The organism is Sulfurovum sp., from assembly GCF_041562805.1.
In the GTDB taxonomy this organism is placed as follows: Bacteria; Campylobacterota; Campylobacteria; order Campylobacterales; family Sulfurovaceae; genus Sulfurovum.
Window position 1 is genome coordinate 1 of record NZ_JBFFOH010000025.1, and the last position, 26,098, is coordinate 26,098.

18 protein-coding genes are annotated in these 26,098 nt (G+C 35.7%); 7 read left to right on the forward strand and 11 right to left on the reverse strand.

Annotation, left to right across the window (positions count from 1 at the left end; all coding sequences use genetic code 11):
• On the forward strand, window positions 1-213 hold a 213-nt coding region (locus ABYK33_RS05175; protein ID WP_373031934.1), incomplete at its 5' end, for a host attachment protein.
• Window positions 214-473: 260 nt separating this feature from the next.
• Here ABYK33_RS05175 and ABYK33_RS05180 read toward each other — a convergent pair.
• Window positions 474-1,055 carry a 6-pyruvoyl tetrahydropterin synthase family protein gene (locus ABYK33_RS05180; protein WP_373031935.1) on the reverse strand — a complete coding sequence of 194 codons (582 nt, stop codon included), beginning with the start codon at window positions 1,053-1,055 and terminating at the stop codon, window positions 474-476.
• Window positions 1,056-1,173: 118 nt separating this feature from the next.
• Between ABYK33_RS05180 and ABYK33_RS05185 the strand changes: the two genes are divergently transcribed.
• The 6 genes from ABYK33_RS05185 to queC are packed head-to-tail and all read left to right on the forward strand — an operon-like array spanning window position 1,174 to window position 6,757.
• The gene (locus tag ABYK33_RS05185) at window positions 1,174-2,088 is read left to right on the forward strand and encodes a DUF6884 domain-containing protein (protein ID WP_373031936.1); all 915 of its coding nucleotides are present in this window, start codon (window positions 1,174-1,176) and stop codon (window positions 2,086-2,088) included.
• Window positions 2,085-3,209 (forward strand): DGQHR domain-containing protein DpdB, encoded by a 1,125-nt coding sequence (dbpB, locus tag ABYK33_RS05190; RefSeq protein ID WP_373031937.1) that lies wholly within the window; start codon window positions 2,085-2,087, stop codon window positions 3,207-3,209. The genes ABYK33_RS05185 and dbpB (ABYK33_RS05190) overlap by 4 nt, the downstream gene beginning before the upstream one ends.
• Window positions 3,209-4,441: a tRNA-guanine transglycosylase DpdA gene (dpdA, locus tag ABYK33_RS05195; RefSeq protein WP_373031938.1), complete on the forward strand. Its 1,233-nt coding sequence runs from the start codon at window positions 3,209-3,211 to the stop codon at window positions 4,439-4,441. The genes dbpB (ABYK33_RS05190) and dpdA overlap by 1 nt, the downstream gene beginning before the upstream one ends.
• The gene (gene dbpB, locus ABYK33_RS05200; RefSeq protein WP_373031939.1) at window positions 4,438-5,505 is read left to right on the forward strand and encodes a DGQHR domain-containing protein DpdB; all 1,068 of its coding nucleotides are present in this window, start codon (window positions 4,438-4,440) and stop codon (window positions 5,503-5,505) included. The genes dpdA and dbpB (ABYK33_RS05200) overlap by 4 nt, the downstream gene beginning before the upstream one ends.
• Window positions 5,506-5,513: 8 nt before the next feature.
• Window positions 5,514-6,092: a 7-carboxy-7-deazaguanine synthase QueE gene (locus ABYK33_RS05205; protein ID WP_373031940.1), complete on the forward strand. Its 579-nt coding sequence runs from the start codon at window positions 5,514-5,516 to the stop codon at window positions 6,090-6,092.
• Window positions 6,092-6,757 (forward strand): 7-cyano-7-deazaguanine synthase QueC, encoded by a 666-nt coding sequence (gene queC, locus ABYK33_RS05210; protein WP_373031942.1) that lies wholly within the window; start codon window positions 6,092-6,094, stop codon window positions 6,755-6,757. Before ABYK33_RS05205 ends, queC begins: the two co-directional genes overlap by 1 nt.
• Here the strand turns inward: queC and ABYK33_RS05215 are convergent.
• From ABYK33_RS05215 to dpdE, 10 genes are read right to left on the reverse strand one after another with little or no spacing between them, the layout of a single operon-like run.
• Window positions 6,754-7,476 carry a hypothetical protein gene (locus ABYK33_RS05215; protein WP_373031943.1) on the reverse strand — a complete coding sequence of 241 codons (723 nt, stop codon included), beginning with the start codon at window positions 7,474-7,476 and terminating at the stop codon, window positions 6,754-6,756. The genes queC and ABYK33_RS05215 overlap by 4 nt on opposite strands.
• A 32-nt stretch (window positions 7,477-7,508) precedes the next feature.
• A complete protein-coding gene (locus ABYK33_RS05220; RefSeq protein WP_373031945.1) occupies window positions 7,509-7,841 on the reverse strand; it encodes a multidrug efflux SMR transporter in 333 nt (110 codons plus the stop codon).
• 2 nt (window positions 7,842-7,843) lie between these two features.
• Entirely contained in the window at window positions 7,844-9,877 is a 2,034-nt protein-coding gene (gene dpdD, locus ABYK33_RS05225; protein ID WP_373031946.1) for a protein DpdD, read from the reverse strand.
• Window positions 9,874-10,389: a phospholipase D-like domain-containing protein DpdK gene (gene dpdK / locus ABYK33_RS05230; RefSeq protein ID WP_373031947.1), complete on the reverse strand. Its 516-nt coding sequence runs from the start codon at window positions 10,387-10,389 to the stop codon at window positions 9,874-9,876. Before dpdK ends, dpdD begins: the two co-directional genes overlap by 4 nt.
• A complete protein-coding gene (dpdJ, locus tag ABYK33_RS05235; RefSeq protein WP_373031948.1) occupies window positions 10,389-14,948 on the reverse strand; it encodes a protein DpdJ in 4,560 nt (1,519 codons plus the stop codon). The genes dpdK and dpdJ overlap by 1 nt, the downstream gene beginning before the upstream one ends.
• A gap of 3 nt (window positions 14,949-14,951) precedes the next feature.
• Window positions 14,952-15,653, reverse strand: coding sequence for a hypothetical protein (locus ABYK33_RS05240; RefSeq protein ID WP_373031949.1), 702 nt, complete (start codon window positions 15,651-15,653; stop codon window positions 14,952-14,954).
• On the reverse strand, window positions 15,643-18,618 hold the full coding sequence (gene dpdH / locus ABYK33_RS05245) for a protein DpdH (protein ID WP_373031950.1): 2,976 nt from the start codon (window positions 18,616-18,618) through the stop codon (window positions 15,643-15,645). The genes ABYK33_RS05240 and dpdH overlap by 11 nt, the downstream gene beginning before the upstream one ends.
• The gene (gene dpdG / locus ABYK33_RS05250; RefSeq protein WP_373031952.1) at window positions 18,615-19,469 is read right to left on the reverse strand and encodes a protein DpdG; all 855 of its coding nucleotides are present in this window, start codon (window positions 19,467-19,469) and stop codon (window positions 18,615-18,617) included. Before dpdG ends, dpdH begins: the two co-directional genes overlap by 4 nt.
• Window position 19,470: 1 nt before the next feature.
• Window positions 19,471-21,960 (reverse strand): protein DpdF, encoded by a 2,490-nt coding sequence (gene dpdF, locus ABYK33_RS05255; RefSeq protein WP_373031953.1) that lies wholly within the window; start codon window positions 21,958-21,960, stop codon window positions 19,471-19,473.
• Complete coding sequence (gene dpdE, locus ABYK33_RS05260; RefSeq protein WP_373031954.1) at window positions 21,953-25,147, reverse strand: protein DpdE; 3,195 nt, start codon at window positions 25,145-25,147, stop codon at window positions 21,953-21,955. The genes dpdF and dpdE overlap by 8 nt, the downstream gene beginning before the upstream one ends.
• Window positions 25,148-26,098: the final 951 nt, after the last annotated feature.

The following is a 26,098-nucleotide window of genomic DNA, read 5'->3' on the forward strand; positions in this document are numbered from 1 at the left end:
CAGGAGAGCAGCATTCTAAAGCAGATCAGTGCGGACATCGCCTCGCTCATCAAACAGGAGTCGCCGTCGCAATGGCACCTTGCCTTCCCGAAAGCGACCAGCAAGAAGCTTAACGAAAAGCTGGACCCGCAGGTCAAGCAGACGCTTAAAAAGTGCGTCGCTGCCGACCTGACGAAGATCAACAAGAACAAACTCCTCTCTCACTTCGAATAAAAGACCCGAAGCCTTCGGGCTTCCTGGTCACGCTTTCAGATCAAAATATTGGTTGTTTTACCCGGAATGTTTTTCGGATTTAAATTCGGACCATCCGGTGCCAAAAATTCATCGACATATCGCTAAACTCCAAGAAGCATCCACGGTCAGAAAAAGAAGCTACAGGGAAGAGATGTCTTTGCCATTAAGTCATAAAAGAAGCCTGTCCTCTTTTGCCAGTACCGTCCAAATGAAGCGTGGTAGATGGCACAAGTTAATTATTAAACTGTCTCAGGATTAAGAAACTTCTCGCCTTTTTTTATCTTATCCCACAATACAGAATCACGCCAATCTGCACGAACCCTATCACTAAAAATGATCTCATTTATATTGATATTACCCATCAGTTTTGAGTAAGCGTCCTCTTCAAAACCCTGTGCATACCCTGTTGCTGTCTCATGTACAATGACACTGTTTAGCTTGACCTTTCTTTCGCCATTGACCATAGAGGTAAGTTTCAACAGTTCATTAATTAGTATAAAGATAACTCGTGAGAACTGTTCAGCCGAAGGCGAAACTGGTAGTTGCACCCAACGATCTGAGTGTTTTTTCATATCGCTGATATACTCTTGATCATCGCCGTCCCACAGGGTAATTGTATGGTCAAAACTATCAATAAGATCTTTCATATTCTGCTTCATCAAGCCAAAGTCATAGACCATCTGACCATTGTCTAAAAAGTTGGATTCAAACAGTACCTCGATGATGTAAGAGTGGCCATGTAGCGAAGCACGACAACGCTGCGAACTGCAACCGCGAACAATATGGGCGTTTTCAAATTTAAATTGTTTTCTGATTATCATAGAGATATTATAACAAAATAGAAATTCTAAATTACGAATTGAAAGATAAATACAATATTCAGTATAGTTTGTATATAATTGTTTTTGTAGTATATATTAAAATAAGCTGAAACTGTAAATGATAAACTTAATAACATCCTGTACAAATAGTAAGAAACATTCTTCATCAGAGTTGCTTAAAATTGCAAACTATGATGTTGACTCGACGTTAGAAGATGTCATAGCTCAATGGAAATATAATCTATCTAAAAATTCATATGATTCATACAAAGCAAAGGAACTTTATAAAGGAGGTGCATGGCAAGCAGTTAGAGAAACGTATAATGTTTTGTCTAAGCATTATAATACTGAACTGTTTATCGCATCTGCCGGACATGGCCTTATTCATTCCGATAATGAAATCAATGCATATGATTGTACATTTGCTTCAAATACCTCTAACAGCATTAGTAAGTTTGTTAAAGATTCAAACAAGCGAGCTAATATTAACTGGTGGAACGAAATCAATACATTTTCAGTTTCGTCTTTTTCTGATGGATCACTTTTCTTTATTGTATTACCACATGGCTATTTATATGCTACACAAGGCTTTATTAAAGAACTTATTGAAAGATTTGGTAAAGATGTGTTCATTTTTACGGCGAGTCAACATTCAATTCTCCCATTTATGGAAGATAATATTGTTAAATTTGATTCCCGTTTTAATAATTTTCAAATAGGTGTTATATCAAATATGCTTCAAAGAGCAGTGTTATGGCTATCGAATGAAATTATGACCAAACATATTCCGCTTTCTCATGCTGAACTTCAAAACCATATAGACAACGAAATGGCCCAGCATGAACTCTTTACAATGCCTGTAAGAGCAAAACTTACAGAAGAAGATATTCGTGAAAAGATCAAAACAATGATTGTAGAAGATAATATTGCAAGTGCATCACAAGGCCTTAGAAGCTTTAGAGATAAAGGGTTTGCCTGTGAACAAAAGCGTTTTGGAAAATTATTTAAACAAGTTAAAGGTGAGTTGACATGAGCAGTTTAATAGTAAGAGCATTAAAGATAAACCAAACAGAAAAATATGAAGTGTTTTCATTCTTTCTTGAAGCTAAAGATATCTTGGAAATAGCGGACATCTCAAGAGTACAAAGAGATAACGAAGGTAAGCTTACCGGTCTCCAACGTAATGAAGTCAAGCAGCATGTAAATGAGATAACGAAATATTTGAACAATGAAGATGTCTTATTTCCAAACGCTATTACCATAGCAATTAATGAAGAGATCCACTTTACAAAGATACGAGGGCCAAAAATTAACTCAGATCGATACTCCACGGCAGGTACACTAGAAATACCTATTATGGACAATGGTTTTAAACCGGCATGGATTGTTGATGGACAACAACGTGCTCTTGCTCTTGCCAAATGTAACAAACCAACCTTACCTATTCCAGTCACAGCATTTGTTGCAAAAGACCTGGAAGTGCAGCGTGAACAGTTTATTCGTATAAATAAGACCAAACCTTTACCAAAAGGGTTGATCGATGAACTATTACCGACAGTCACATCAATCCTACCTACTGACTTAAGCACACGACTTATTCCCTCTCGTATCACTGAGGTTTTAAACTTTGAACCAAAATCACCTTTTTATGGGCTAATCAAAAAGGCATCTACCGAGCATGATGAGCGTTTTACCCCTATTATCACTCATAATTCCATAATAGACATTTTAAAAACATCCATAAGAAACTATACTGGTTGTCTTTACCCATATGTTGACCCTGATCGACACGATACTGATTACGATAGTATGCTTTCGATTCTATATATCTATTGGGGTGCTGTTAAAAAAGTCTTTCCTGAGGCATGGGGACTTCCACCTTTACAAAGTCGTTTAATGCATGGCGCTGGTATTCATGCGATGGGCGGACTTATGGACTTAATCATGCGAAATATCAATCCAAAAGACAGAAAATCAGAGAGTAGAATTGTCAAAGAACTAGAGAAGATCAAGCCATATTGTCATTGGACAGAAGGTCATTGGGATGATATCGATATGGAGTGGAATGAACTTCAAAACATCTCTGCTCATAAACGAATACTAGCAAGACACATTATTAAAATATATGACGATATTAATAGAAAGAGTTTTTAATGAAATTTATTTTTGCCGATAGCCAAGACTTTGTTGATCCAGGTTATGACTTTGAGAAAGATGCATACTCTAAAGGTCGCATTATTCAAAGAACAGACAAGTATCCACATGAGATGTTTGAGAAAAAGCCTTATGATGGCATGCTGGTCTCCCGTGCTATATTAGCTGATGGTGTCTACAAAACTTCAGGAGCTTACTCAATCATGCAATCACAGCGTTTTAAACGTGAAGGAGCTAGTAAGTTTCTACGGTATAAAGATGGTCCTATTTTCGGCGATAGTGGAGCCTTTAGCTATGTGAAACTAGAAAAACCTCCCTATGACAACTCTGAAATGGTGGACTATTACATGCAGTGTGGTTTTACCCATGCAGTAGCAGTCGACCATATTATCTTTGAGTATGACAACCGCTTTGATGGTGATGATCCTAATTTTGAAGTTAGTGATGAAATGCAAAATCGGTATGACATCACTCAAAGTAATGCAAAAGAGTTTATTAGAATTTCTAAAGAAAAGAATGCTTCTTTTGAACCCATAGGTGTCGCTCAAGCATGGTCACCAAAGAGTATGCAAGAAGCATCAAAAAATCTTGTAGAGATGGGCTATACCTATATCGCACTTGGAGGTCTAGTGCCTTTGGACGTTGATCAATGTGAAGAAATTGTAGCTGCTGTCAGAGCAGTCATTCCAAATGAGATAAAAATCCATCTCTTTGGATTTGCAAAAGCAAAACAACTTCATCGTTTTGTTAAATACAACATTACTAGTTTTGACTCTACCTCACCCTTGATAAGAGCATTTAAAGATAACAAATACAACTACTATTCTCCTAAAGAGCACTATACCGCTCTACGTGTCCCCTCGTCCGAGGGAACTGCCGCTATGAAACGTAAGATAAGTTCAGGAGAACTGTCTCAAGAAACAGCGAAAACAATGGAAAAAGAATCTCTAAATGCCATTCGACAATATGACAGAGGGGAGATACCTCTTGAAGAAGCTTTAGATAAAATTGTGCGCTATGAAAAACTTTTTAAACCGAAGATTCCTGAAGCGAGATATCGAGAGACATTGATGGACCAATATTGGAAGACATGCCAATGCGAGATTTGTAAAGATGTTGGAATCGAAGTAGCAATTTTTAGAAATTCAAATCGAAACAGACGTCGAGGATTTCATAATCTATGGCAATTTATGAGAGAACTAGAAGAGTTATTAGAAGGACAGACTAAATGAGCACACTAAAGTACCCAGCACTACAAGTAAAGCAAGGCAATAAAATAATCTATACATTTACAGCAAATGGCAAGCATATATTAGATTTTGCATCAATTTCACGTATTAAAAGAAACGAGGAAGGCACACTAGAAGGGTATCAGCGTATTACGGTTTCTAAACATATCGATGATATTGCTAACTATCTTGACAGCGATGACGCTATTTTGACGAACTCTATCGTTATCTGTTTTGATGATCATGTAAAATTTGAACCCCTCGATGAAGCAAGTGGATTTGGTCACCTCATTATTCCAGGAAGTGAAGAAAAAAATGGTTGGATTGTGGATGGTCAACAACGTGTTACAGCTTTATCGCAAATCCAAAAAGATGACTTTAACGTTGTCGTTAATGCCTTCATTACAAATGATGCTCATGAACAAAAAGAGCAGTTTATCTTAGTTAACAATACTAAACCGCTTCCAAAATCACTTATTTATGAGCTTATTCCTGATGTAGATGTAGAAGTACCAAAAGCTTTAGCAGATAAACGTATTCCCATGCTACTAATCCAAGAGTTGAACTCTCGTAAAGACTCACCTTTTTACAAAAAAATCAAAACACATACTAATCCAGATGGGATCATTAAAGACAACACTCTAATTAAAGCATTTAATCACAGTATCAACGATGGAATCCTTTTTAACTATACAGCTAACATCATCACTGGTAACATGGAAGCAGATATTGAAGGTATGGTATCAATATTATATGCATACTGGGGAGCAGTTTCACAGGTCTTCAAAGATGACTGGAAGCTACAACCTACAAAAACACGTCTGACACATGGTGCAGGTATTATCGGTCTAAGTTTTGTAATGGAAGAGTTAATCCATCAGATAGGCGAAAAAGAGTTCTATATTGCGCAAGACTTCCTTCCTCATATAGAAAATTTAGCAGAAAAGTGTAGTTGGAGCAGCGGTCAATGGGACTTTGGTAATGGTGTCGTGAGAGAGGCTCTCGAGATTCAAAATATCAACAAAGACATTTCTATGCTAGCACAGTATCTAATGTCAAATATATAGGCAAAGTCATGTTAAAAGTAACCACTATTTTCTATTCGGTTCAAGGTGAAGCAACCAACACCGGTATACCTTCCATATTTGTTCGTTTGTTTGGTTGTAATTTAGATTGCTCTTTTTGTGATGATCTTCTACATACAGATAAATACACTCCATACACACATGCAGAGGTTCTAAAAGAGATTGAACAATACCCTGGTAAGGATGTTATTATCACAGGTGGAGAACCATCTATCTATGATCTTAATGACTTCATCTCTTTCTTACAGTCTCATGGCTATACAGTTTCTATAGAATCGAATGGTCATAAGTTTGAAAACATAGAAAAAGCAAATTGGATTACTTATAGTCCAAAAGATTGGGAGAATATTCACGCAACTGGGTTTAATGAACTCAAATGCATTGTAAATACCGAATCAGACATACAACCTCTACTTGACTTAGAAATTAAACAGGCAATATTTATACAAGCTGAGAACTACGTCCACACACCTAATATGACAAATATTGCACATTGCATTGAGTTGGTAAAACAATATCCCCAATTACGTTTGAGTGTTCAAACCCACAAATTTTTAGGAGTCGACTAATGAGCAGTGCTTTAGTGGTTTTTAGTGCTGGACAAGACAGTACAACTTGTCTAGCTTGGGCTAAAAATAGATACGACCATGTTGAAACGATTACCTTTGATTATCATCAAAAACACTCTATCGAAATAGAACAAGCTAAAAAAATAGCAACTATTTTAAATGTACCTAATTACATAGTGACTATAGATATCTTCGCGCAACTCGGTGACTCAGCTTTACTCGATGTAAACAAAGATCAAGATATTAGTGCATCCCATCACGCTAAGCCAAACCTACCAGCCTCGTTTGTACCTAACCGTAATGCTATGTTCTTTACAATCGCTCATGCTTATGCTCAAAAACAAGGCTTAGAGCATATCATTACTGGAATCAACCAAACAGACTACTCAGGCTATCCAGACTGCCGTGAACCCTTTGTAAAAAGCTTAGAACAATCATTAAACATGGGTAGTGAATCAAATATTGAATTTAAATATCCATTAATACATCTTACAAAAGCTGAAACATTTAAACTGTCAGAAGAAGAAGGTGTTTTAGAGCTTATAATTGATGAGTCTCATACTTGTTACAATGGGGATCGTTCTGTTAAGCATGAATGGGGTTATGGATGCGGGGAGTGCCCCTCATGTATTTTAAGAAAAAATGGTTGGAAAGAGTTTAATTAGTACATCTTTGACAGTACACATATGCTTAGAACTATAATCAAGACACTTAATCCATACATACTTTTTTTACTAAAGAAATAATTTGCTAAAGTGCTTGACAAAGTGTTTTTGACTTCATAAGTACAATTCTTTCCAGGTGATTTTTCTCTTAATACTTCAATTGCACATGTATTGTGATATTTATAATACGATAATAAAAAGACAAGTACAATACTAAATATTATTATAATATAAGGTTCAAAATGGAGATTGTTTTGTCCAAAAACAATCATATTCTTTTCAACATTTTCTGGGACTCTCCATATTGAATAAAAAATTGCCAAAAACCATATAAAGGTTGTAGCATAACGCTGTATAGTAACAGACTCCAAACGACTCTTTATAGTTCTATTCTTTGTAAAATAAAAGTGTATTTCCTCACTATCTTCGGGTCTAATTAAAAACTGCTTCTCTATATTTGAAATTATATGTATATTACGATCATACCAATGTTCTGCATCAATTAAACGTGCCATTGTCCAAGCAATAACAACAATCAAAAAGAAAACAGTTATAACACTTGGTACCTCAAACTTCTCTGTTAACATAATTGTTGCTAAGAATGATGCAATAATACTTATAGATTGCCATGACAACGATATATGTCTATCAACATTATTGAAAAGTTCTTTGTACATTGCAATTAAAAAGTCTTTTCTTTCGCTTGGCATCTCTTCCATTTATACTTATCCTTGTGTAAATATTTAAACTATCAAAGAACTGACACTTTTGAATAAACATTAATTATAATTACTCCAACAATAATTAATAGCATCCCAATAATTGCGGGTAAATCAGGCACTTGTCTATAAAACAACAATCCAGAAATTGTCACAAGTATAATACCAAAACCAGACCAAAATGCGTACATGACCCCAACTGGCAATGTTCTCAAAGTTAATGTCATAAAATATAAAGACACTCCAAATGCAACAATGACAATTAGACTAGGAACCGGTCTTGTAAATTCTTCAGATAACTTTAGTGTACTAGTTGCTGTGACTTCAGCAATAATAGCAATTGCGAGATAGATATATGTGTTCATACTTAACCTTCTAATAATTTAGCAATAATACTTGAGGAGCCTTTACCTATCGGGAATAAGGGCTTTTCATTCTTTTGCCGTAAGATCTTTTGTATTTCCCCTGAGGCAGCATGTTTAGCTGATTGTGTTACTAGAACTAAAAAGTCTGATTCTTTAGCTAAATGCCGAAGGGCCTCAGTAGCAGCTTTATCATGATTTAACAACACCCGGACATTACTAATATTTTCTTCTAAGTACTCTTTAGCATGACGAGCTGCATTTTCTGACAGTGTATAAATGCCAATCGTCTTACTGACATACTTTTCCCATGGGTTGCTTTCACTATCCTCTTTCTCAAATGAAATATCACTAAAAAGTTCTTCGAGATGTATTGTGGATGCAAGTTTAATTATCAATTTCAAATGATACTTTTCAAGCCATTCTCTTTGATCATAAATTTTATTTAGTATCTTTTCTAAAATACTATTTCTTAGCTGTTCGTCTTTAGCATTTTCAGAGATTAATAGCTCTGCATAATCTAACAACCAATTAATAAAGCTTTTTCCATTTCCACCTTCAATGATAATTTCAACAAACTCCATCACAATTGTATATTGTTCTACACTTGGCCCCATTTGTAAAATAACTGTTGTAATATCCTGCGTAATGTAAAGCGAATTTTGGTCTTGTACATCATTTAATGACATGAGTTCAAGTATGCTCATGAAAATTGGAAGATAAAGAACATTTGGGTGATGGCGATCTCTGTACATGGCTTCTAGAAAATCTGGAATTGACAATGTAAATCTTGAAACACCCAAGTCATTTAGCTCAACAATATGCTTAGCTAAAGCTTGCACTATTATTGGATCAGAAAGTTGCTCTTGAAGTGACCACTCTTCCAAACCTCGTTCAGCTACTTCACGTGATACTTGGAATGCATCATCAGATAATCTCTCAATCCATTGTGGCCAAGATGAAGGTAAAGAGACTTCTTTAATGATTACATCATTTTCAATTGTCTCTTCTACAACCTCTTGTTTATCTTTTGCTAATTGTTCAAACTGTTTTTGCGCCTTTGTAATAGACGCTACTGTATCTTCATTAGCTGCTTGTATTGTTGCAGCTCTTACTAATGCAATATCTACATCATTAACAGGTGCCTCTTCATCTTGCTCTAAACTCTCCGTTCGCTCAATGATATTTGAAATCAATTCGGAAGAGATAAGATCATGCTTTGCAGCAAGCATATAGACTGATTGGACTACTTCTATTGCATTCGCTGGACAAGGAACACTTAACAGTGAAAGCATATACCTTTGTATTAGTTGTGCTACTCGCTTTTCATTTGTTAGCTCATTTTCGATGTATGTGTAATAGAATGCTTCTATAAGATGCATTCTAATACGTAAAGGTTTTCGAGTTATCATCACTTGGTCAAGTTGATCAATTTCCAAAATACCTTGCCAATCTCGAAAGGTATAAAAGTACTCAATTTCTAAAAATATGATATTTAACGCATCTAAACGTTGTTCATGTTTAATCTGTTCCATGCAAGAGAGAGCTTCAAAGCTATCATTAAACTTCAAAGCCTTTTTGAACCTCTCTATAATTACACTGGTATGCTCAGGATAACTAACCTGATGGAAAACAGTTTGCTTATATAGATCATACATTCGATTAAAAATTTTCTCATAAACTTTTGTAGCAGGATACCCACCAATAGAAGTGGATGGGACTGGAACTTTTAACACGCATTTTAAGCCCAATTGAGTCAACACTTTATCTACTGGGTTTGCTTCATTTAAATACTTGACAGCACACGATGAATCAACGACTGATGGACTTAAAAATGCCCTGATCATTGGCAACAGAAGTCTCCACTCTTTTTCTGAGGATGAGACAATGTAATACACTTCTTCAGTAGGAATAATTGCCCCAGGAAATTTTTTATCTTTTACAGTGACTAGTAATTGCTTCTGTGCAGGGCTTAAAGAAAGTTCTTCATCTAAACCTTCATAAATCGTATCTGAATGCGTTTGTTTCTGATGAATCATGAGATGTCCCGTCCGTACTTTTGCATCATCTCCACTTGTCGCTGTGCAGCCACTTCCTTATCGTAAGTGTACTTGATATGCTCGTCATTGATTTGTATGCCATTAAACGTAAAGTTCATAGAACCCATAAGCTCATAATTTGTCCCTAATAGCCCTTTCTCATGGAATTCATCTTTCAAGAGTAATTTAACATTCGAATAAACTTTCGACACTTGGTTAATCTTTTCTATAAATGACTGATTTGTTTTCTCATTGCGAGTAATAATAATTATCTCTGTCCCTCTTTTAGCCACTGCCTCAAGAACTTTTACCAAACTAATGTAATCTTCTAGCCAGTCAGGTTCAAATGATGCACATTGCTTTGCTCGATTATTAATAATAGCAATATCACTAATCCAAGCTGAACCCAGCCAAATACGCTTACTAGGCTTTATTATCTCTAAGAGAAAAAGACTCTGTAAGAGATCCCGTATAGATTGTGCTTGAGATGGCCCGGTTAAATCTCTTTGCATTACCACTCCTCTCTTAACTTTAGAGTTATAATCGTCTCGTTTTTACTCATGTTAATCCCATCAACCACTATAAAAAGTTGTAGAAATCCTACATCTACTGGGATGGCCAATAATTCATGTAGTTCATCTTTATATTCTTCATCAGATTTATCTGTCACAAGTCTGCATTGTCCATATTCAGATAATTTTTTAAATAACTTCTCTTTCCATTGTAGTTTTCTTTTATCAACAACAGGCGTGTGACGGTCTACAATAAGAGAACGTAAAAGTTTTGAATCATTCGTCTCTATCTGTGTAAATGGATTGTACGATTGCAGTAATCGTTGTCTAGATTCAAAATCGTTTGGCCAGAATATTCCTGATAACACATCAACTATCTGTGTCACATTGTCAAAAGTCATGCCGCTGACGCGTGAAAGAGTTTGTACTATACTTCTATTTTTAGCGGCGATAAAACAAAGCAATCTAAGGTCAAGGGATATTTCTTTCTCTTTTGAAAAGTCATCTCTCCACTCTATAAAATCTTTTAATAGGTTAAAAAAGTCAGTTGAGACACCTTCTCTCAATATTCTAGTGTTAAGTGAAGTTTTAAAATTATGGCTTACTGGGACACCTCTGTCTGATAACATGTTATACAATTTACCAAGATATTCTATTGAGTCATGGTGATCTTGCGTGTTAACGATATCTATTGCAAGATTTTTAATGTCATTATCCTCTTTTATCATCGTTACAAAATCATCTAGAGAAGATAGAACCAACTCATAGTCTGAAGGTTCCGTTGCAGCTGTAATAGCTTGGAAGAGGGCCTGTGGATCGCGACTCACTTCTGTAAGTAAAGCATCTAATACACCTATCCCTCCTGCGCTACTTTCAGTAACCCATATTTGAGCATCAGTAGACTCCGTTAAATCTTCTGGATCTACAAGTAGTGAATCAGTCGCTGACTGATTTGGAGTTAATTGCTTACAGGCCTGAAGGACTGCCTCAGCGAATGTTAAATGAAGTCTGCGGCGAATCCATTCCCACCACTCTATTGAATCTGCCTCAAACGCTTTAACCAATGCGTTATGCAATACATTTCGTATTTCTCGCATTGCAATGAGTTCCGAAATCGCTTGATAAAGTTTTGATGTTTTTGCTTCATGCCTCTCTGAGCCATCATCATCCATATCTTGAACTATTTCTGTGTTGTAGAAATCCTTAACAACTCTTTCAATCCGTTCGCTAAAATCCTTCATTAACAGTCGGCTTGCTTCCGCTATAGTTATGTTTTCCTCTTCGGAAGTGATAATACTTGCATATAACCAAATCTCTTGTAATCGCTCTCTCGCAAATATATTAATTTTTTTGTCTAAAAGTTCTGTCTTTAATATGAAGTATCTAAACCATGCTGGTTTTGACTCATTAATAACACTTTTCGGAAAATCAATACATTTTAACTCTTGAGTACTTGGTAACGTATACTTAATCAGTAATCCATCAACATCAAGACTAAATCCAACACCTACTTGCTCAGACTCATGTGTAAAAGTAAGTTCAGATTCTTTGGAATTGCCATTATTAAATGAAAAACTTGCCTGTGCAGTTGTCGCATAACGAAGGACATCTATACTGGAGTTTTGAGATGATATAAAAAATGACACATCTTGAACAAGTTTTTTCCAATGTTTAATTTGAACAATATTAACACTGTGCGCTTCCCCAAAAGGTGTAAAAGTGGACTTCCACTCAAGTTGAGAATTTGTATGTTGAGAGATCTGAGCCTTTGTTTGTCCATCAACTTGATGTAATTGCATTTGCCAAGGTCGGAAAATTCTCATTGATCCCAACTCTTCAGGAAGAGTTGTCACCAAGTTAAATGAAAGCATGTAATTATCTAAATTGACTTCTTGGGACTCAGCATTTATATCGACAGGAATCCAATGAAACTCATTGCCTGCTCTTGTTGCAAATCTACGAGAAATACGGCCGGGTACAAACTCTTTCATTGCTTGCAAGATAGGCATTGCTTCTTTTCGTTCTTTATGATATTGATCTGCAGACGGTACTAATACCTCTACTTCAGGTAACGCCAGATCAGTAAATAGGTTCGATGCAAGAAATTCTGGAAGAGGTAAATACTTCACAAAGAACTCAGATGTATTTTTCTCACCGAGAAAATTCCAGTTAGAGAACAGTTGGCGTTGGAGAGTTGGAACAGCCTCTAAAATAATAGACCTAGGGCTTCTCCACATCAATTCATTGACGATTTCTTCACTTATTTTAAGTGCTCTTTGTAGGTATAGTATATACTCATTATAGATGGGACTGTTTGGCGTCATCAACTCTTTTAAAAGCGGTTGTACCTGTTCTTTTAATTCAAGTTTTTGTTTCTGTGTATATTGATACTCTGTATCCAACGATGGGCATGACAGTAAATCCCACAACCATGCGCCTTGAACATTAACACGTGTACTCAGCCAATCCAATAAAGCGGCAACTGCTTGCATCTTTAAAAGATATCTATTTTCAATGGGTAGTCTTTGCGCTGGTACCTTTGGCGCGAAAAACTGTTCATAATGTTGATATGCGATTCGGTCACGACCAAAATCTGACAAAACTGTAATCATAAATGGGCGCATTCCCCGCTCGCGCCCAGCACGCCCTTTACGTTGTAAAAAATTGGCCCAATTATAAGAAGACTTATGCTGAATAACAACCCCAACAGTTGGATCGTTATATCCAACTTCTAAGCTGGCCGTTGCTACAACTAAAGGACTTTTGGAATCTACCCCCCTATCTTGTGAAGAGGTTCTTGAAACTGGCAACTTAACATACTCTGAATGATCATTTTGATCCAATGGATGACCAATGCCATTTTGATCGACCATACGCCAATCTTGACCATCAACATAACGTAATATATCTGCTGAGTCTATGCTTCGAAGTGAAGCCAATGAACTACGAGGATTGTAAGTGTCATTTCTACCATATGCATTAAACCCCTCTGCATCTTTTAAATTATCAAACAGTCGATTTGTCACATCTAAATCATCTGTAAAAATAAAGGTTTTTTCACCATAAAAGATCTCTTTATCTTCTTTTTTTCTTTTTTGTATTGTCCCGATTGGATCCATTATCCTACCAACAAGCATAGCACTTTGAATTGTTGTGGATAATAGAGATGTACGATTTACAGGATCCCCCTTAAGTATAGTTTGATACTCAGCACCTTCTTGAATTAAATCATTACTTTGTGGTGTAATCTCACGTACATTCCATTTTGGGATTCCCGTAAGTTCAGAGAAAAACTGATCAGCATCTGTAAGCGTTGCTGAAAGGCCTACGAAAGCCACTTTTGCACGTAACAGATGCTTCCATCTGCGAAGTACTAAAGCGGCTTGAGCACCACTCACACCAATGTAGGTATGCACTTCATCAAGCAACATCATAAATGGTCGTTTATTTTGAGGCTTAGTAATACCGAATGCTTGTCTTACAGCTGTATCAGCCAGTCGTTTATGCATCATTTCCATAGTGACAAATAAAATATCTGGAGGGTCAGACACTAATCGTTTACGAGTGAGAACAATTTGATCTGCATTCAAACTAATCGTTCGAGGGTCAGTTCCTTCTGGGACCAAGCGCTCAATATTCGCATGGATATCACTATCTAACCATACTAACGCATCATCCGTAACTGGACAACGTAAAAATGGACAGACTCGTCCTTCTTTAACCTTACTTTTTTCCCATTGATCATACTTAATTACATTTTCTGCTTTAGTTGGGACGTCACCATACAGAGCTCCGATTTTTATCGATCTCAAACCCATCTCTTTCAAGGTACTATCAATACGTAATGATTGTAAGACTGCTTCAGAAAGTTGATCTTTTAGTAACTCAATACGCGGATACGCTGCTAATATTCTTGTCCAATTGGAAGGATCTTTTTGAATAGAGTTACTGAGTTTTAAAAATGCGGGAAGATAAAAAGAAAGTGTTTTACCGCTACCTGTTCCAGCTGTAATAATTGCTGCTTTTTCTCTCTTAAAGAATTCAGGATCCATTATTTCTTGGATAGCGTCAACTTGAAATTTGGAAAGTTTAAAATCAGGTCTATTTGTTAACGCTTGCCATACATTTAATTGTACATTCGTTAAATTTTGTAGAACTTCACCAACAACTGAACGTGGATCTATCTCACGTTTTGGGTAGTTTCGTTTGCGCCGGTCAATTCTAAAGTCAGAAACAAGTCTTGGACCTTCTTGCCATGATTTATGTTTTGGAAAAAGTTGACGAAGTTTGGAGAGAAGTCGAATACTCTCACCAAAGCGCGTTCTATAGCGGTCTTCATCATCAGATATAGATGGAACCTCAAATAAAAGCTTTTCATCAATCAAATCTTCTAAAAGATCTGCTGCATCATAACCTGAGTTATTCTCTTCGATAACTATATCGGCATACTTGAGTACTTCATCTTCTCTCAAAGAGCCATCGACACTACCCCATTGTAATGACTTATACTCTATTTCTTCAAGGTGATTGAGCAATTGTACCTGAAGAGATTCATTCATTGATTACTCATTATTGGCTAACCTTACTTGGCAATATTGTAGCATGTCATGCTCTTTCAACCAATTAAATAAATCTGTATTAATATCAGCGAGGGAGATCCCTACTGATGTAGCTTTGTCTAGGAAATTACGAACGTTTTCCGGAATCCCTACCTTTTCTAAATTATCAAAAAACTTTTGCATATCTACAGCCATTTTTTTAATCAACATGACTTGATGAATATCAGGAAGTTTTTCTTTTATCTCCTCTACTTCTTCTACAAATTCTTTTAATCTTTTAGCAGACGAAGCTAATTCTGGAATCTGTGCCCACATTTCAAGTTCTTTTTTGTCATTAAAATGAAGATGATCATTGATGTAGGCAGTCCAATCTAATAAAAATACTTTTTCTGAATCACTCTCAAGTTTTCCAGGATTCATTTTCCAAAAAGCGTGTGGTTCTAATACAGCTGCGCTATTTTCTTTTATACTGCTTTTTAATGATTGTAGTGCACTATTTAGTCCTGCAAACACATCTTTTAAATCAGTATCGATTTTTTCTTCAAGAAAAAATATTTTCCTTGCCTCAACACGAACCAAGACATTATAAATGTCGGAGGCAACTCGCAATCGATTATTTAAATCAGTGGTCCTGCTTGACAACTCTTTTGACTTTTCATATATGTCTAATAACGTTAATAAGTCATTTGTTCTTTCAAGAAGCATTCGTTTCTCCTACAATTACCTGAAGTGCTGAATCAACCTCTATCAATGTTTGATTCAGTTCACTTATAGTCTCTTCTGGTGATTCTCCACCATGGATTAACTCACGTCGTTTATTCTCTAAACTATTTTCGATATTTTCAAGTACCTTTTCATACTCATCCACAAGCGTCAAAAACTGTTTAGCTTCATCTACATTTGATGGATAAAGATCCGAAAACTTAATTTCCTCTACATCTTCTTTCAACAATTCATCTGCTTTTGAAAATGCTTGCTTAGCTTTTGCAAAATTTATTTCAAGATATTCATCTAAACGTGCTGATTTCCAGCCTTGTATACCCAACTCTTTGGCTTTATTACGCAACGTATCAATATTTTTTTTAATCTTAAGTTTATTAATATCATCAATTGAAATTTGGTCTTCAATTTTTAAAACCCATTCACTTCTAGCTTGTTTCTCTTCTTCAATCATACTTGTATAACTATTTTTCCATGCCTTATATACTTTAGCAATACCTTGAAACTCTCTACGTTCTTCCATCTCAGGGTCTTGACTTAGTTTCCAGTTGTTTTTGCGTAAGTTATTCATAACAATTCTAATAGTTTTAGCATCCAAATAGGCAGTAGTTGCGGATCCCCCTTTACGTCCCGTAAGGGTTTGTTTTAAAAGATCATAAAATATAATTCTTTTGTCCATTAACAACTTATTTATATCATGATTTACAGCCAATTGATTTGCTACTACATTGTCTTTTAATATAGCATTGAAAAGAATACTATTCTTTGTTCCTTGATTAGGCTTAATTGCACTTGAAGATATACTGCTTAATACTAGTAGCTCTAAAGAAGCTGTAATAGGGTCCCAATTAGTTTGTCGCTGAAAGTACTCTAATAGATTTTTAACGACATATTCACCCATTTTTTGAATATATTCCTGAACTCTTGCAAGCACATCTAAGTCACATTTAAAATGTTTGTCCTTATCTAATAAATAAAGAACTTTAACAACCTCTTGAACATGTGGAATGTCATTGTCATTTTCACTTAAAGGAATAGGCAAAACAAAACCGGATGTTGGACGTCTTGTTTGCTGTCGAAGAAAATAAATATTTTTTCTTTCAAAAAACTTCATTGCTTTTGCAACTGGAAGGAAATCCCACTCGATGCTATTCTCAATTGCGTCAAATAGAACTTTTCTGAAGGCAACAGCATCAGCCTCGCGAAGTTCTGCTCCTTGTGCCCATCGATTTAACACCTCTAATCTTGGATCTTTTACAAGATCACTTACGTCTGGAGTCGAATCCGGTGTAGACTCGGTAGGAACAGTTCCCACTTCTTCTAGAATAGGTAAGGCAAAAGCTTCATGTATACCTGGACTTAGATTTTTTATCTCTCCAGTACCACCCCAAAGTTCCAATAACACTCTACGCCGCTCTGAATTTTGTCTATCATCTCTTGATAATTTTGCAATATTATCAGCATTCATCAAATGCGTAGGAAAATCTTGTAAAAGTGATTTACTAGGGTATTCACCAAGTTTAATCTGATCGGATGATTGAGTGTTTAAATTTCTTACTAATACTTTGTTTATAAATTCTCTTGGCCTGAATATGTCTTGCTTCTCTTGGTCCGCATGTCTTGCCATAGCAAATAAGGCATTGGAGTTAAATGGATAAAGACCGATATTACCAACATGGCCAAAAGCTTCAAAGCACTCTTTTTGAAACTGACATACATCACATTTACTTGGTAACCTATCTGTGTGATCTACATATTCTCCATACCAATTATCAATATAATCAGAGCCTTGTCGAATAGCATTTAAGTAGGTTGCTCCAAGGCGCTGAATATAGGCTTGTTTCTTTTTTGCATGCCCTTCCCATGGAACATCCATGTTAATTTGAAAAGTAATTCTCGTTTGGACAGTGTCCACAATTTTTGCAAAATAACCTGTTGTAACAGCCATTGCCCATCTAAGACTACACAGTTTTTCATCTTCACTACTTCTTGTGATCAGCGCTTGCAACAATGCTGTATCAACACCTTGTAAAAGAGCAAAATCCTCAATAAGTAATATTAGTTTTTTTCCCTCGTTATAAAAATCTTTTCTAATCTCGGTCATAAGTTGAATTAAATCATCAGGTGAGAAACTCATGGTAAAGGAAATTGCTTTATCCAAATTTTTGTTGATAAGGTTTATAGCCCCTTCTAATATTTCCGGATCAGATGCGATAGCATCTAATATTTCACGAGTAGGACCAGCAGCATTAGTCGCATTTGCTGCATTTAATGGCAAGTGATTTGATAAAAACTCTTGCCTGGCTTCCGCATTTGCATTAATACCTGCATCCCCAAAAATATGTTCAATTAAATTGGTTACCACAGGATGAGATTCATTAAAGAACTCTTTTGAAAAATAAGGATCGCGAAATAAATAAGGAAGCTGTTCCACTAAATACTCTTCCAATTCCGTAGTTACATCACTCGTTTGGATTGAAATAGCCAAATTGTCTAATAGTTTACTAATTTTTTGTTGTTTAGTACTTAATGACCCCATTGATCCATGCAACTTCTCGCTGTATTCTTTTTTTTGTTCTTCTGGAAGTTCTTTTATCAGCAGTTCTAGAATATTTTTTAAATTTGTTTTCGACTTTGGAATAGTTATTACATGGGTATCATCTGACTTAGGAATATTCAATCGCATCCACTGAATGAGGTGTGACTTTCCTGATCCAGACTCACCTATTACTACCGTCATGACTTCATTTTCTTGGTTGTCGGCTAGAAAATAATTTTGTAAAAACTCTTCCGCTTTTACGTTACTAGATGTGATTCCTGAGCCTGATATACTTAAATCATAGTCCGTATGGACAGCAAGAAATATACTGTCTGGTGCAGCCTCCGCATCTGTATGAATTACTTTTCTTATTTTTGTAGCATCCCAACATACTTCTTTATTGAAACTCATTTTTTCACTCCTGTATATTGGATATGACTGATTCTTCTATTTGCTGCACTATTTAGACGCATAACATTTGCATCTGATTTTGATAGCAATTTAATGATGCCTTTTTCTTCGAGTCTAAGCAGAGCTAACGAAGTCGAATACGATAATTCATTCTCATTGCGTTGCAATCCTTCTCGTGAAACACTTTCAACTTTATCTCTAATCCAACCTCTCTCTAATACAGGAAGCTTTTCAACAATTACATTTAGAAACTTTTCTATTTCAACTTCTTTACTATCTTGGAATATACTCTTAAGATGACGCAAGATTGCTGGTGTGGGGTCAGGAATAATATGTGTTTTACCACTTATAGACACTTTACTACTAAAGCCTAGATATTGACACCAGTAACTAAAATGTTGACTTCTTGAATTATTTGTTAGCTCCAGTTCACCAAATTCGCCATTAGACAGATCTTGTGTGACACGTGAACTGATGTTATCTGCCCAGTCAATTGGGTTTTGTGGATTTTGTATCAATAACCATGCTGCTGCAAATGAAAACTTATCTTTTAATACAAACTCTTGTTTGAAAATTTGATTTTCGATGTAACTGATTAAAGGTTCTTTCTTCAAGTGGTGATTTAACTGTACTAAAGAAGCACCACTGTCCTGCTCTTCAAGCTCAATTATTCCTAAAGAGTCGGCAACACTATACACTTCTTTAAATACCGAACTCTCCCCACGACCAGATGATGGACTAAACAGTTCTTCAAGTTCTGTTTTTGTATAGCCTCTTGTTACACTTTTTAGAAAATTTACTAACATTTCTAAACGGTTTGGTTCAGCTGCAAAGTTACTAACAATACTCATCTTATACCTTCTTTATAAATTCATTTATACTATTTACATCACCTTGAAAAACATCTGCAAAATATGGTGAAGAATTACGTGGATCTCTTATTCTTTTAGGAGCAACTATAATGCTATTCTTTACATTGTATTCAATGAAAGTTGGGGTCAGTAGCACATCATCACCTATAAATATAACTAAGTCCACTTGGGGCAACCTAGTTTTAAGTGTTGATATTTGGCTCAAACTCTGAGCAAACTCAATGTTAATAGGTTTTTCATATAATGAAACTTCTTTTATTTTTTGATTTAAAAACTTCTCTTTTGCATTGCCTATAAATATAAAACTTTGATAACCCTGCTTTAATAAACTTTCCAGTTTATTCGGGAATTTACGCATAAATTTTCTATCTTTATACTCCTGCGAATACGTAACTAAAACTGCATTTTTATTTGTACTTTTTTTCTTGTTTATTGAGCCCACAATCGATGCGAGTAGATACTTCTTTTCATTGTTTCTGCACAATATACAATGACTACAACCTTTTGATATCAAATAGTCATTGCCTAGTACCTTGATAGAATATAACTCCTCTAATAAGTCTGCTGGACAATTGTTATTTTGTAAGTACTTGAACATCAAATTCAAACTTTTTTGATTCGAATAATAAATTTTTGAACGTACAGGGTCAATTGCCTTAACCCAAGTTTCTTCATCGATATGATTTTCATCTACAATTGAAATAGATATATATCGTTCCGGGTTTTCCAAAAAAGGCTTTTTATGAGGCACTCCTTCTAGACGAATTAATTTTGCTCTGGCCATAAGATTTAGCACTTGAAAGTTCCATCTATAATGTCGTTTGCTCTCTAAATCAAGATTATACTTTGGTGGTACTCCGATATCAATAATATAGTGATCGGTCTCTTCATCTAAAATTTTATTTGTAAACATCGTTTTCCAACGATCTAGACCTTTTTCATTACCAATCACTGTTGTTTTATTTATTTTTCTGGCTATGTCTTTATCTTTCGACGCAGGAAGCATTAAAGATAGACTTTGTAAACCATCTCGTCCACCTCGGCCAACTTCTTGATAAAAGCGATTCATTGTCTCAGGAATACAAGCATGTATAACACTTCTTACATGAGCATAATCAATTCCCATACCAAAAGCCGATGTCCCAACAACAATATCAAGAGATTCTTCTTTCCAGCGAGTAACTACATCAGACCTAATATTACTTGAACTCCCCCCATGCAATATTGCTGTACTTTTAAATCCTTCGTCTTTTATAGCTCGAAAATATTTCTCAGCATCTTCTTGAGTACTCGCATAGACGATGAGTGGACGTGGCAGGTAATACAAAGACTCTATTAATCGCTTTTCTTGTTCTTCTGTACCTGTTACACTACCGACCCAATAATCAATTTCGGGGCGAAGTTTTGCCGCATTGTAAAATTCAAAAGAATTACTGTTTTTCGTAAATAGTTCTTGAACCACATTTATGGCTTCTTGTGTAAAAGTAGCTGACAACATTACTGTTCGAAACTCATTCCCTTGCGGTGCTGAACTTAAAAGTTGTCTCCATAAACCAGAAAAGACTTGAAACTCATGTCTGAAATCATTACCCCATTCATCAATGATATGTGCTTCATCCACAACTATCGCTCGAACAAAGCCACTTTTAGAGGCTTCTATCAAGGAATCTCTTAGCGATGTATACACTGCTTCCGGAGAGGTGAATACAATGGATTGCGAGCCATCTTTTATTCTTGACCGAAAATATTCTTTTCTCTCGGGGTTATCTGCCAAATATGCAAATGGTTCATCTGTATGTAAGATTTTTTGCATCGATTTTTCATGATCTATTGCAAGCGCAACCGTTGGAACAATAACAATCGTACTTCCATTTGCATGCGAATTATAAAAACCTATTTGACTGATAAGTTGGAATATTAGACTTTTTCCTTCACCTGTAGGCAAACTTACAGCAAGTGTTTTACCAGCTTCAAGTGAAAGAGCGTTCCGTACAGCCTTTTTTTGATCAAGACTATTATAAGAGGAGAAGCCAAGCTTTTTTAGGAAAAAATCCTTTTCATTACGCTCAAAGTTTACAGTCTGTCTAACATTGTGCATTGAAATAGCATCAAGTTCAATCAAATTTTCATCTGAACTTTTAAGCCATTCCGGTTGCCAAAACGATGCAGTTAACCTGATTTGCCCTTGTGCTTTATAATACTCTACTCCTACCTTATTAAAAATATTTTTCGCTGGCCATAAATCGACATCAGGCAGAATTAGCACAGATTTGTCATTACTTCTACGCTGTGTATTTTCATGAAGTAAAATCTGGCGAAACAATACAGCAATATCCAATGAACTACGTCCAGCAAAGTCGTTGTTATACGCCCTTAAAAATCGTTTTGTAAAAGGATCCTGGCACCGTTCCACCTCTGTAGCATCATTCTTACTAAATAAAACATCTTGTAAATACTCAAAACTATTCATCAAATAACCTTGTCTCACTAATAGACCATCTAGAAATCAAAAACAGTCCCATTGAATCCAAGCGTATAAATGGGTTCTCCAATTGCTCCATAATCCTATGCTCAAATTGAAGTTCTTGTGCCATTAACATCGTGTTGCTACTATCTCGCTTTTGTCTAGCCTCTATGTTCTGTATTCTTCTTTTAATATCAAAGATAGCATCTTTTTTTGCAGTATTAAAAGAAGTAAGAAACTCCCCATTTTGAAAAAGTATCTCTTTTGCATTCTTATGAACATCTAAACACATTGTCTTTAATACATTGGCATCAATAAAATGCTCCAATACATGTGTTCTATTTGACAGGTTTTCATCACCCTCTTGCTTGTCGTATGGTCTATCCAATATTTCAACAATGGGTTCATCATTAATTACATTTAGATCCTGGTCTAAGTAAATTGATAGGTATTGAGGGGGGATATGTCCGTCACATCGACGTTTAAATGCACTACCATCACGTCCTAATTCATCATCTTTTATTTCTACAACAAAATTAAGTTTGAAAGCAATCCATACATTGTCCCTTGGTATAAATTCTGGGAAGTCCGCTTCTTGTCGCCACGTACTAAACACTGTTCCTCTATCTTCCCAGTTCAAAAAACGCTCAATAGCACTAAAGAATGGATGACCAGGTCGCAATAAAGAAGTATTACTATGTTTGACAGCCACGTGACGCTTGTATGTCAAAGGTCGCTCTAGCCCTAATGCAAAAGCGTCCTCCCACATATCTGTAACAACTGAAAAGTTTTTAGTCCAAAACTGCTGCTTGGGAATTAGCGTGCGTTTATCATTCCACCATACTTTAAAACTATAGCCATCATCCTGACTTCGCGAAAAAAGTAAAAAATCGAATAATAACTTATCAAAAGAGTCTACTATTTCACTTTCTGGGTATTCAGCATCTTCTATTTCCTGTGCCAACTCCAAAGCATCATCTTCTTCTAAAATCAGGTGGTTTAAAGCATATTGTTCATCTAGTTTTTCACGTTCTTGTTGAATAATCTCATTAAGTTTCTCAACTAATTCACCCTCACGACCACCCTCTTTATCAAAAGCATCCTCTAGCCCTAAAGTACCATATTGAAAAAGTTGAATCATCATCTTATTCGTAATCTTTTCTAGTGAAAGTTGTATGTCTGAAATAGGTTGATGAAAAATATTAAACCCGTTTTTTAAGAGGTTTAACCAATTGTTCCAAAGATGCGATTCATTTTGTGTAGGTAAAACCACCAAATGATTAATAGTAGAACCTGTTCTTCCATATCTATCTAAACGTCCTATCCTCTGCTCAATACGTGAAGGTTTTAGTGGCATATCCAAATGTATCATTGCCTTTGCATATTGAAAGTCAACACCCTCTTCTGCTGCCTGGTTACAGATACATATTCTCGCAGTGGAGTGCTCTTTAAAATATTCAGATTCACTTATATTGACACTCTCTATTGAGTCATAGTTTATAGAAAATCCTGGTTGTAAACGATTTAGGCTATTCTCGAATTTTTCACCAATTTCTTTATCAGATATAAAAGCCATAAGTTTTACATTTGAATCGAAATTTAGTGCATACTTCAAAACTGCCTTTGCCATCGTATCAATATATTTAAATTGATTAGTGCCAACAGCATCATGTATCGCAATGATGATCTCTTTTTCTATTGATGATTTACTTTCAACCATTAGACGTTCTAGCAAAGTGACTGCTTTCTCTTTTTGCATATATGGTAATTTCAGCAAGGCAAGATGATTTTTACATAATTGTTCTATTCTTTCTGTATTTTGATCTTGCATATCTTGACTTACCTCTTCGCGGTAAGTATCAATAAGATCATAAATATCATTTAAAAATTTATTATCCAAATAAACTATTTCAACATGACTAAAGTCCCCAAACTCTTCAGGCCCACGATCGCTAAACACCCAATCTTCTGCATCTGAACGCCTTGTACGAATTAAACGCTGATGTAAACGATATGTGTTTAAGATATGGTTTTTTAATTTACGTAACTCGGCTTCAAAATCATCTGCTTCTTCGACTTTCCCTAAAATTGTTTTACACAGATCTAATGCAAATTGATCGTCTATAAATAAGTCTTGAGGATTTGCCAAAATCCGTTTTAACATAAATTTTGATTGCCCCACTCGTAAATTACGTAAAAACCTTCCCAGTTCGATCTGTTTTTCGAGTTTGATTTTAAAAGCTTCAATTGTCTCTTCTGCATATAGTGCTGGATCCAGCAATTTCAACATATCTAATAATGTTTGTTCTTGACCAATTCCTGGTGTAGCTGATAAAAGGAGAAGGTGCGTGCTTTTTAATGCAACCTCTTTAATGGCAGCATGTACTTCTAATTCTTCTGCAATAATATGATGAGCCTCATCAATAATAACAAGTCTATATTCTTTATCTTTTACTTCAGATGGAGTGACAATGTCAACACGGTTTTCAAAGTCTTCTAGATAAAACCGAGCATGCATCTCCTGCTCCCATTTGTTGATCAAATGGTCTGGGACAATAATCAATACTCGACTAGCTTCATCGTCTAAAAGACACTGTCTTGCAATAACCCCTGCTTCTATCGTTTTTCCCATACCAACTTCATCAGCAAGCAAATACCTTTGTGTATTGTCAGAAAGGATTCTACGTACAATATCCACTTGATGCGGTATAAAATCAATCGCAGACGAAGTAAGTGCGGTCATCCCTTTAGCCGCAGCACGAAGTTCTACAGACTTTTTTAATACTTTAGATCTTACATTGTGTAAATACTGACTCTCCCCACCAGAATAAGCCAAAATTTCTGTCGGGTCTTCCAGCGGTAGTAGACATCGAACCTCTAACTCCTCTGAGGCATACCAATCTTCTTTTTTATTAGGAAACCTAACCTTATAATCCATTGCGGGGTTAGTTGCATCGTCAAATTCTATTACGCGACCAATCTTCCATGTATGGTTGTCTTCATCTTTTACATAAACACGTGTCTGAGGACTTAAGTACACTATTTGTAACTCGTCGATTAAAAATGTTTCTGTGATCTGCTTAGTTATATTTAGAAAGAACTTCACATCTGCATGTGTCTCATCAATACTAATGACTTTTCCAATGCCAAATTCATTATCAACTGCGACTAAATTATTTAACAAGATTGGCACGTCTTCACCTTTTTAACGAAAGCTAACTTATACTAATGATAACTGATAAATAATTACAAGATTAATATTTTCTTTATATTTTGGTATATCATTGATACTAAAATACTTTGAATATTCAATTGCAATGGGTGAGTCTTCCACTACTCGTAAATTATTAAATGAAATCCAACTCACCATTATGTTCTTTTTAACCTTGGTTAAATTTAACCTGGAGAAAAGGGGATAGACTATTTTACTATAGCTATTAGAGAGATATACTCCACTTGATTATACACTTACAAATAAAACTACAGCCGATTACTAAAAGAAAATTGAATGGATTTTTATATACTGTAGGAATATATCTAAAAATAAAAAGAATGAAGGGAGGAAGTGCAACGATGATACCCTTTAACCATCTAGGCTGGCTATTCAACTCTTTTGGCTCTGCCTCGTACCCTCGCGCAGCGACCGAAGCGCTTTGTGCTTTTTTACAACCTGTTGCTGACAGTGCCTCGTTACTTGACCTCGGCGCCGGAACAGGCGTTTTGAGCGAATTCGCTTTTTCGTGCAGAGATGACCTTCGGTTTGTTGCGCTCGACCCCGCCGAAGGGACACTCAACTTCTCCCCGCATTATGTCCAGACTCACACCGCCAGAGCTTAAAGAGAAAGAGCACTCTTCTCCACGAATTGCATTAATTTTTATAGTACTTTTTACGTTTCTATAGAAAAGTTTTGTAGCTTGTCATCTTTTGCAAGTGTCTTTGCAATATGTCGTTAAAATGATGTAAGTAAAAAGCATTCTATGATGCAGTCTAGACATGGGTAACAATTCAAACATACTAATCTATCAAACCGAAGATGGCAATACTAAAATAGAAACAAGACTTGAAAATGAAACAGTTTGGCTTACAATTGAGCAAATGGCAGAACTTTTTCAAAAGGCAAGATCTACTATAAATGAACATATA

Excerpts from the sequence above, each read along its gene's own strand:
- ABYK33_RS05180 (WP_373031935.1), bottom strand. The coding sequence starts at position 1,055 with ATGATAATCAGAAAACAATTTAAATTTGAAAACGCCCATATTGTTCGC.
- ABYK33_RS05185 (WP_373031936.1), top strand. The coding sequence starts at position 1,174 with ATGATAAACTTAATAACATCCTGTACAAATAGTAAGAAACATTCTTCA.
- dbpB (WP_373031937.1), top strand. The coding sequence starts at position 2,085 with ATGAGCAGTTTAATAGTAAGAGCATTAAAGATAAACCAAACAGAAAAA.
- dpdA (WP_373031938.1), top strand. The coding sequence starts at position 3,209 with ATGAAATTTATTTTTGCCGATAGCCAAGACTTTGTTGATCCAGGTTAT.
- dbpB (WP_373031939.1), top strand. The coding sequence starts at position 4,438 with ATGAGCACACTAAAGTACCCAGCACTACAAGTAAAGCAAGGCAATAAA.
- ABYK33_RS05205 (WP_373031940.1), top strand. The coding sequence starts at position 5,514 with ATGTTAAAAGTAACCACTATTTTCTATTCGGTTCAAGGTGAAGCAACC.
- queC (WP_373031942.1), top strand. The coding sequence starts at position 6,092 with ATGAGCAGTGCTTTAGTGGTTTTTAGTGCTGGACAAGACAGTACAACT.
- ABYK33_RS05215 (WP_373031943.1), bottom strand. The coding sequence starts at position 7,476 with ATGGAAGAGATGCCAAGCGAAAGAAAAGACTTTTTAATTGCAATGTAC.
- ABYK33_RS05220 (WP_373031945.1), bottom strand. The coding sequence starts at position 7,841 with ATGAACACATATATCTATCTCGCAATTGCTATTATTGCTGAAGTCACA.
- dpdD (WP_373031946.1), bottom strand. The coding sequence starts at position 9,877 with ATGATTCATCAGAAACAAACGCATTCAGATACGATTTATGAAGGTTTA.
- dpdK (WP_373031947.1), bottom strand. The coding sequence starts at position 10,389 with ATGCAAAGAGATTTAACCGGGCCATCTCAAGCACAATCTATACGGGAT.
- dpdJ (WP_373031948.1), bottom strand. The coding sequence starts at position 14,948 with ATGAATGAATCTCTTCAGGTACAATTGCTCAATCACCTTGAAGAAATA.
- ABYK33_RS05240 (WP_373031949.1), bottom strand. The coding sequence starts at position 15,653 with ATGCTTCTTGAAAGAACAAATGACTTATTAACGTTATTAGACATATAT.
- dpdH (WP_373031950.1), bottom strand. The coding sequence starts at position 18,618 with ATGAGTTTCAATAAAGAAGTATGTTGGGATGCTACAAAAATAAGAAAA.
- dpdG (WP_373031952.1), bottom strand. The coding sequence starts at position 19,469 with ATGAGTATTGTTAGTAACTTTGCAGCTGAACCAAACCGTTTAGAAATG.
- dpdF (WP_373031953.1), bottom strand. The coding sequence starts at position 21,960 with ATGAATAGTTTTGAGTATTTACAAGATGTTTTATTTAGTAAGAATGAT.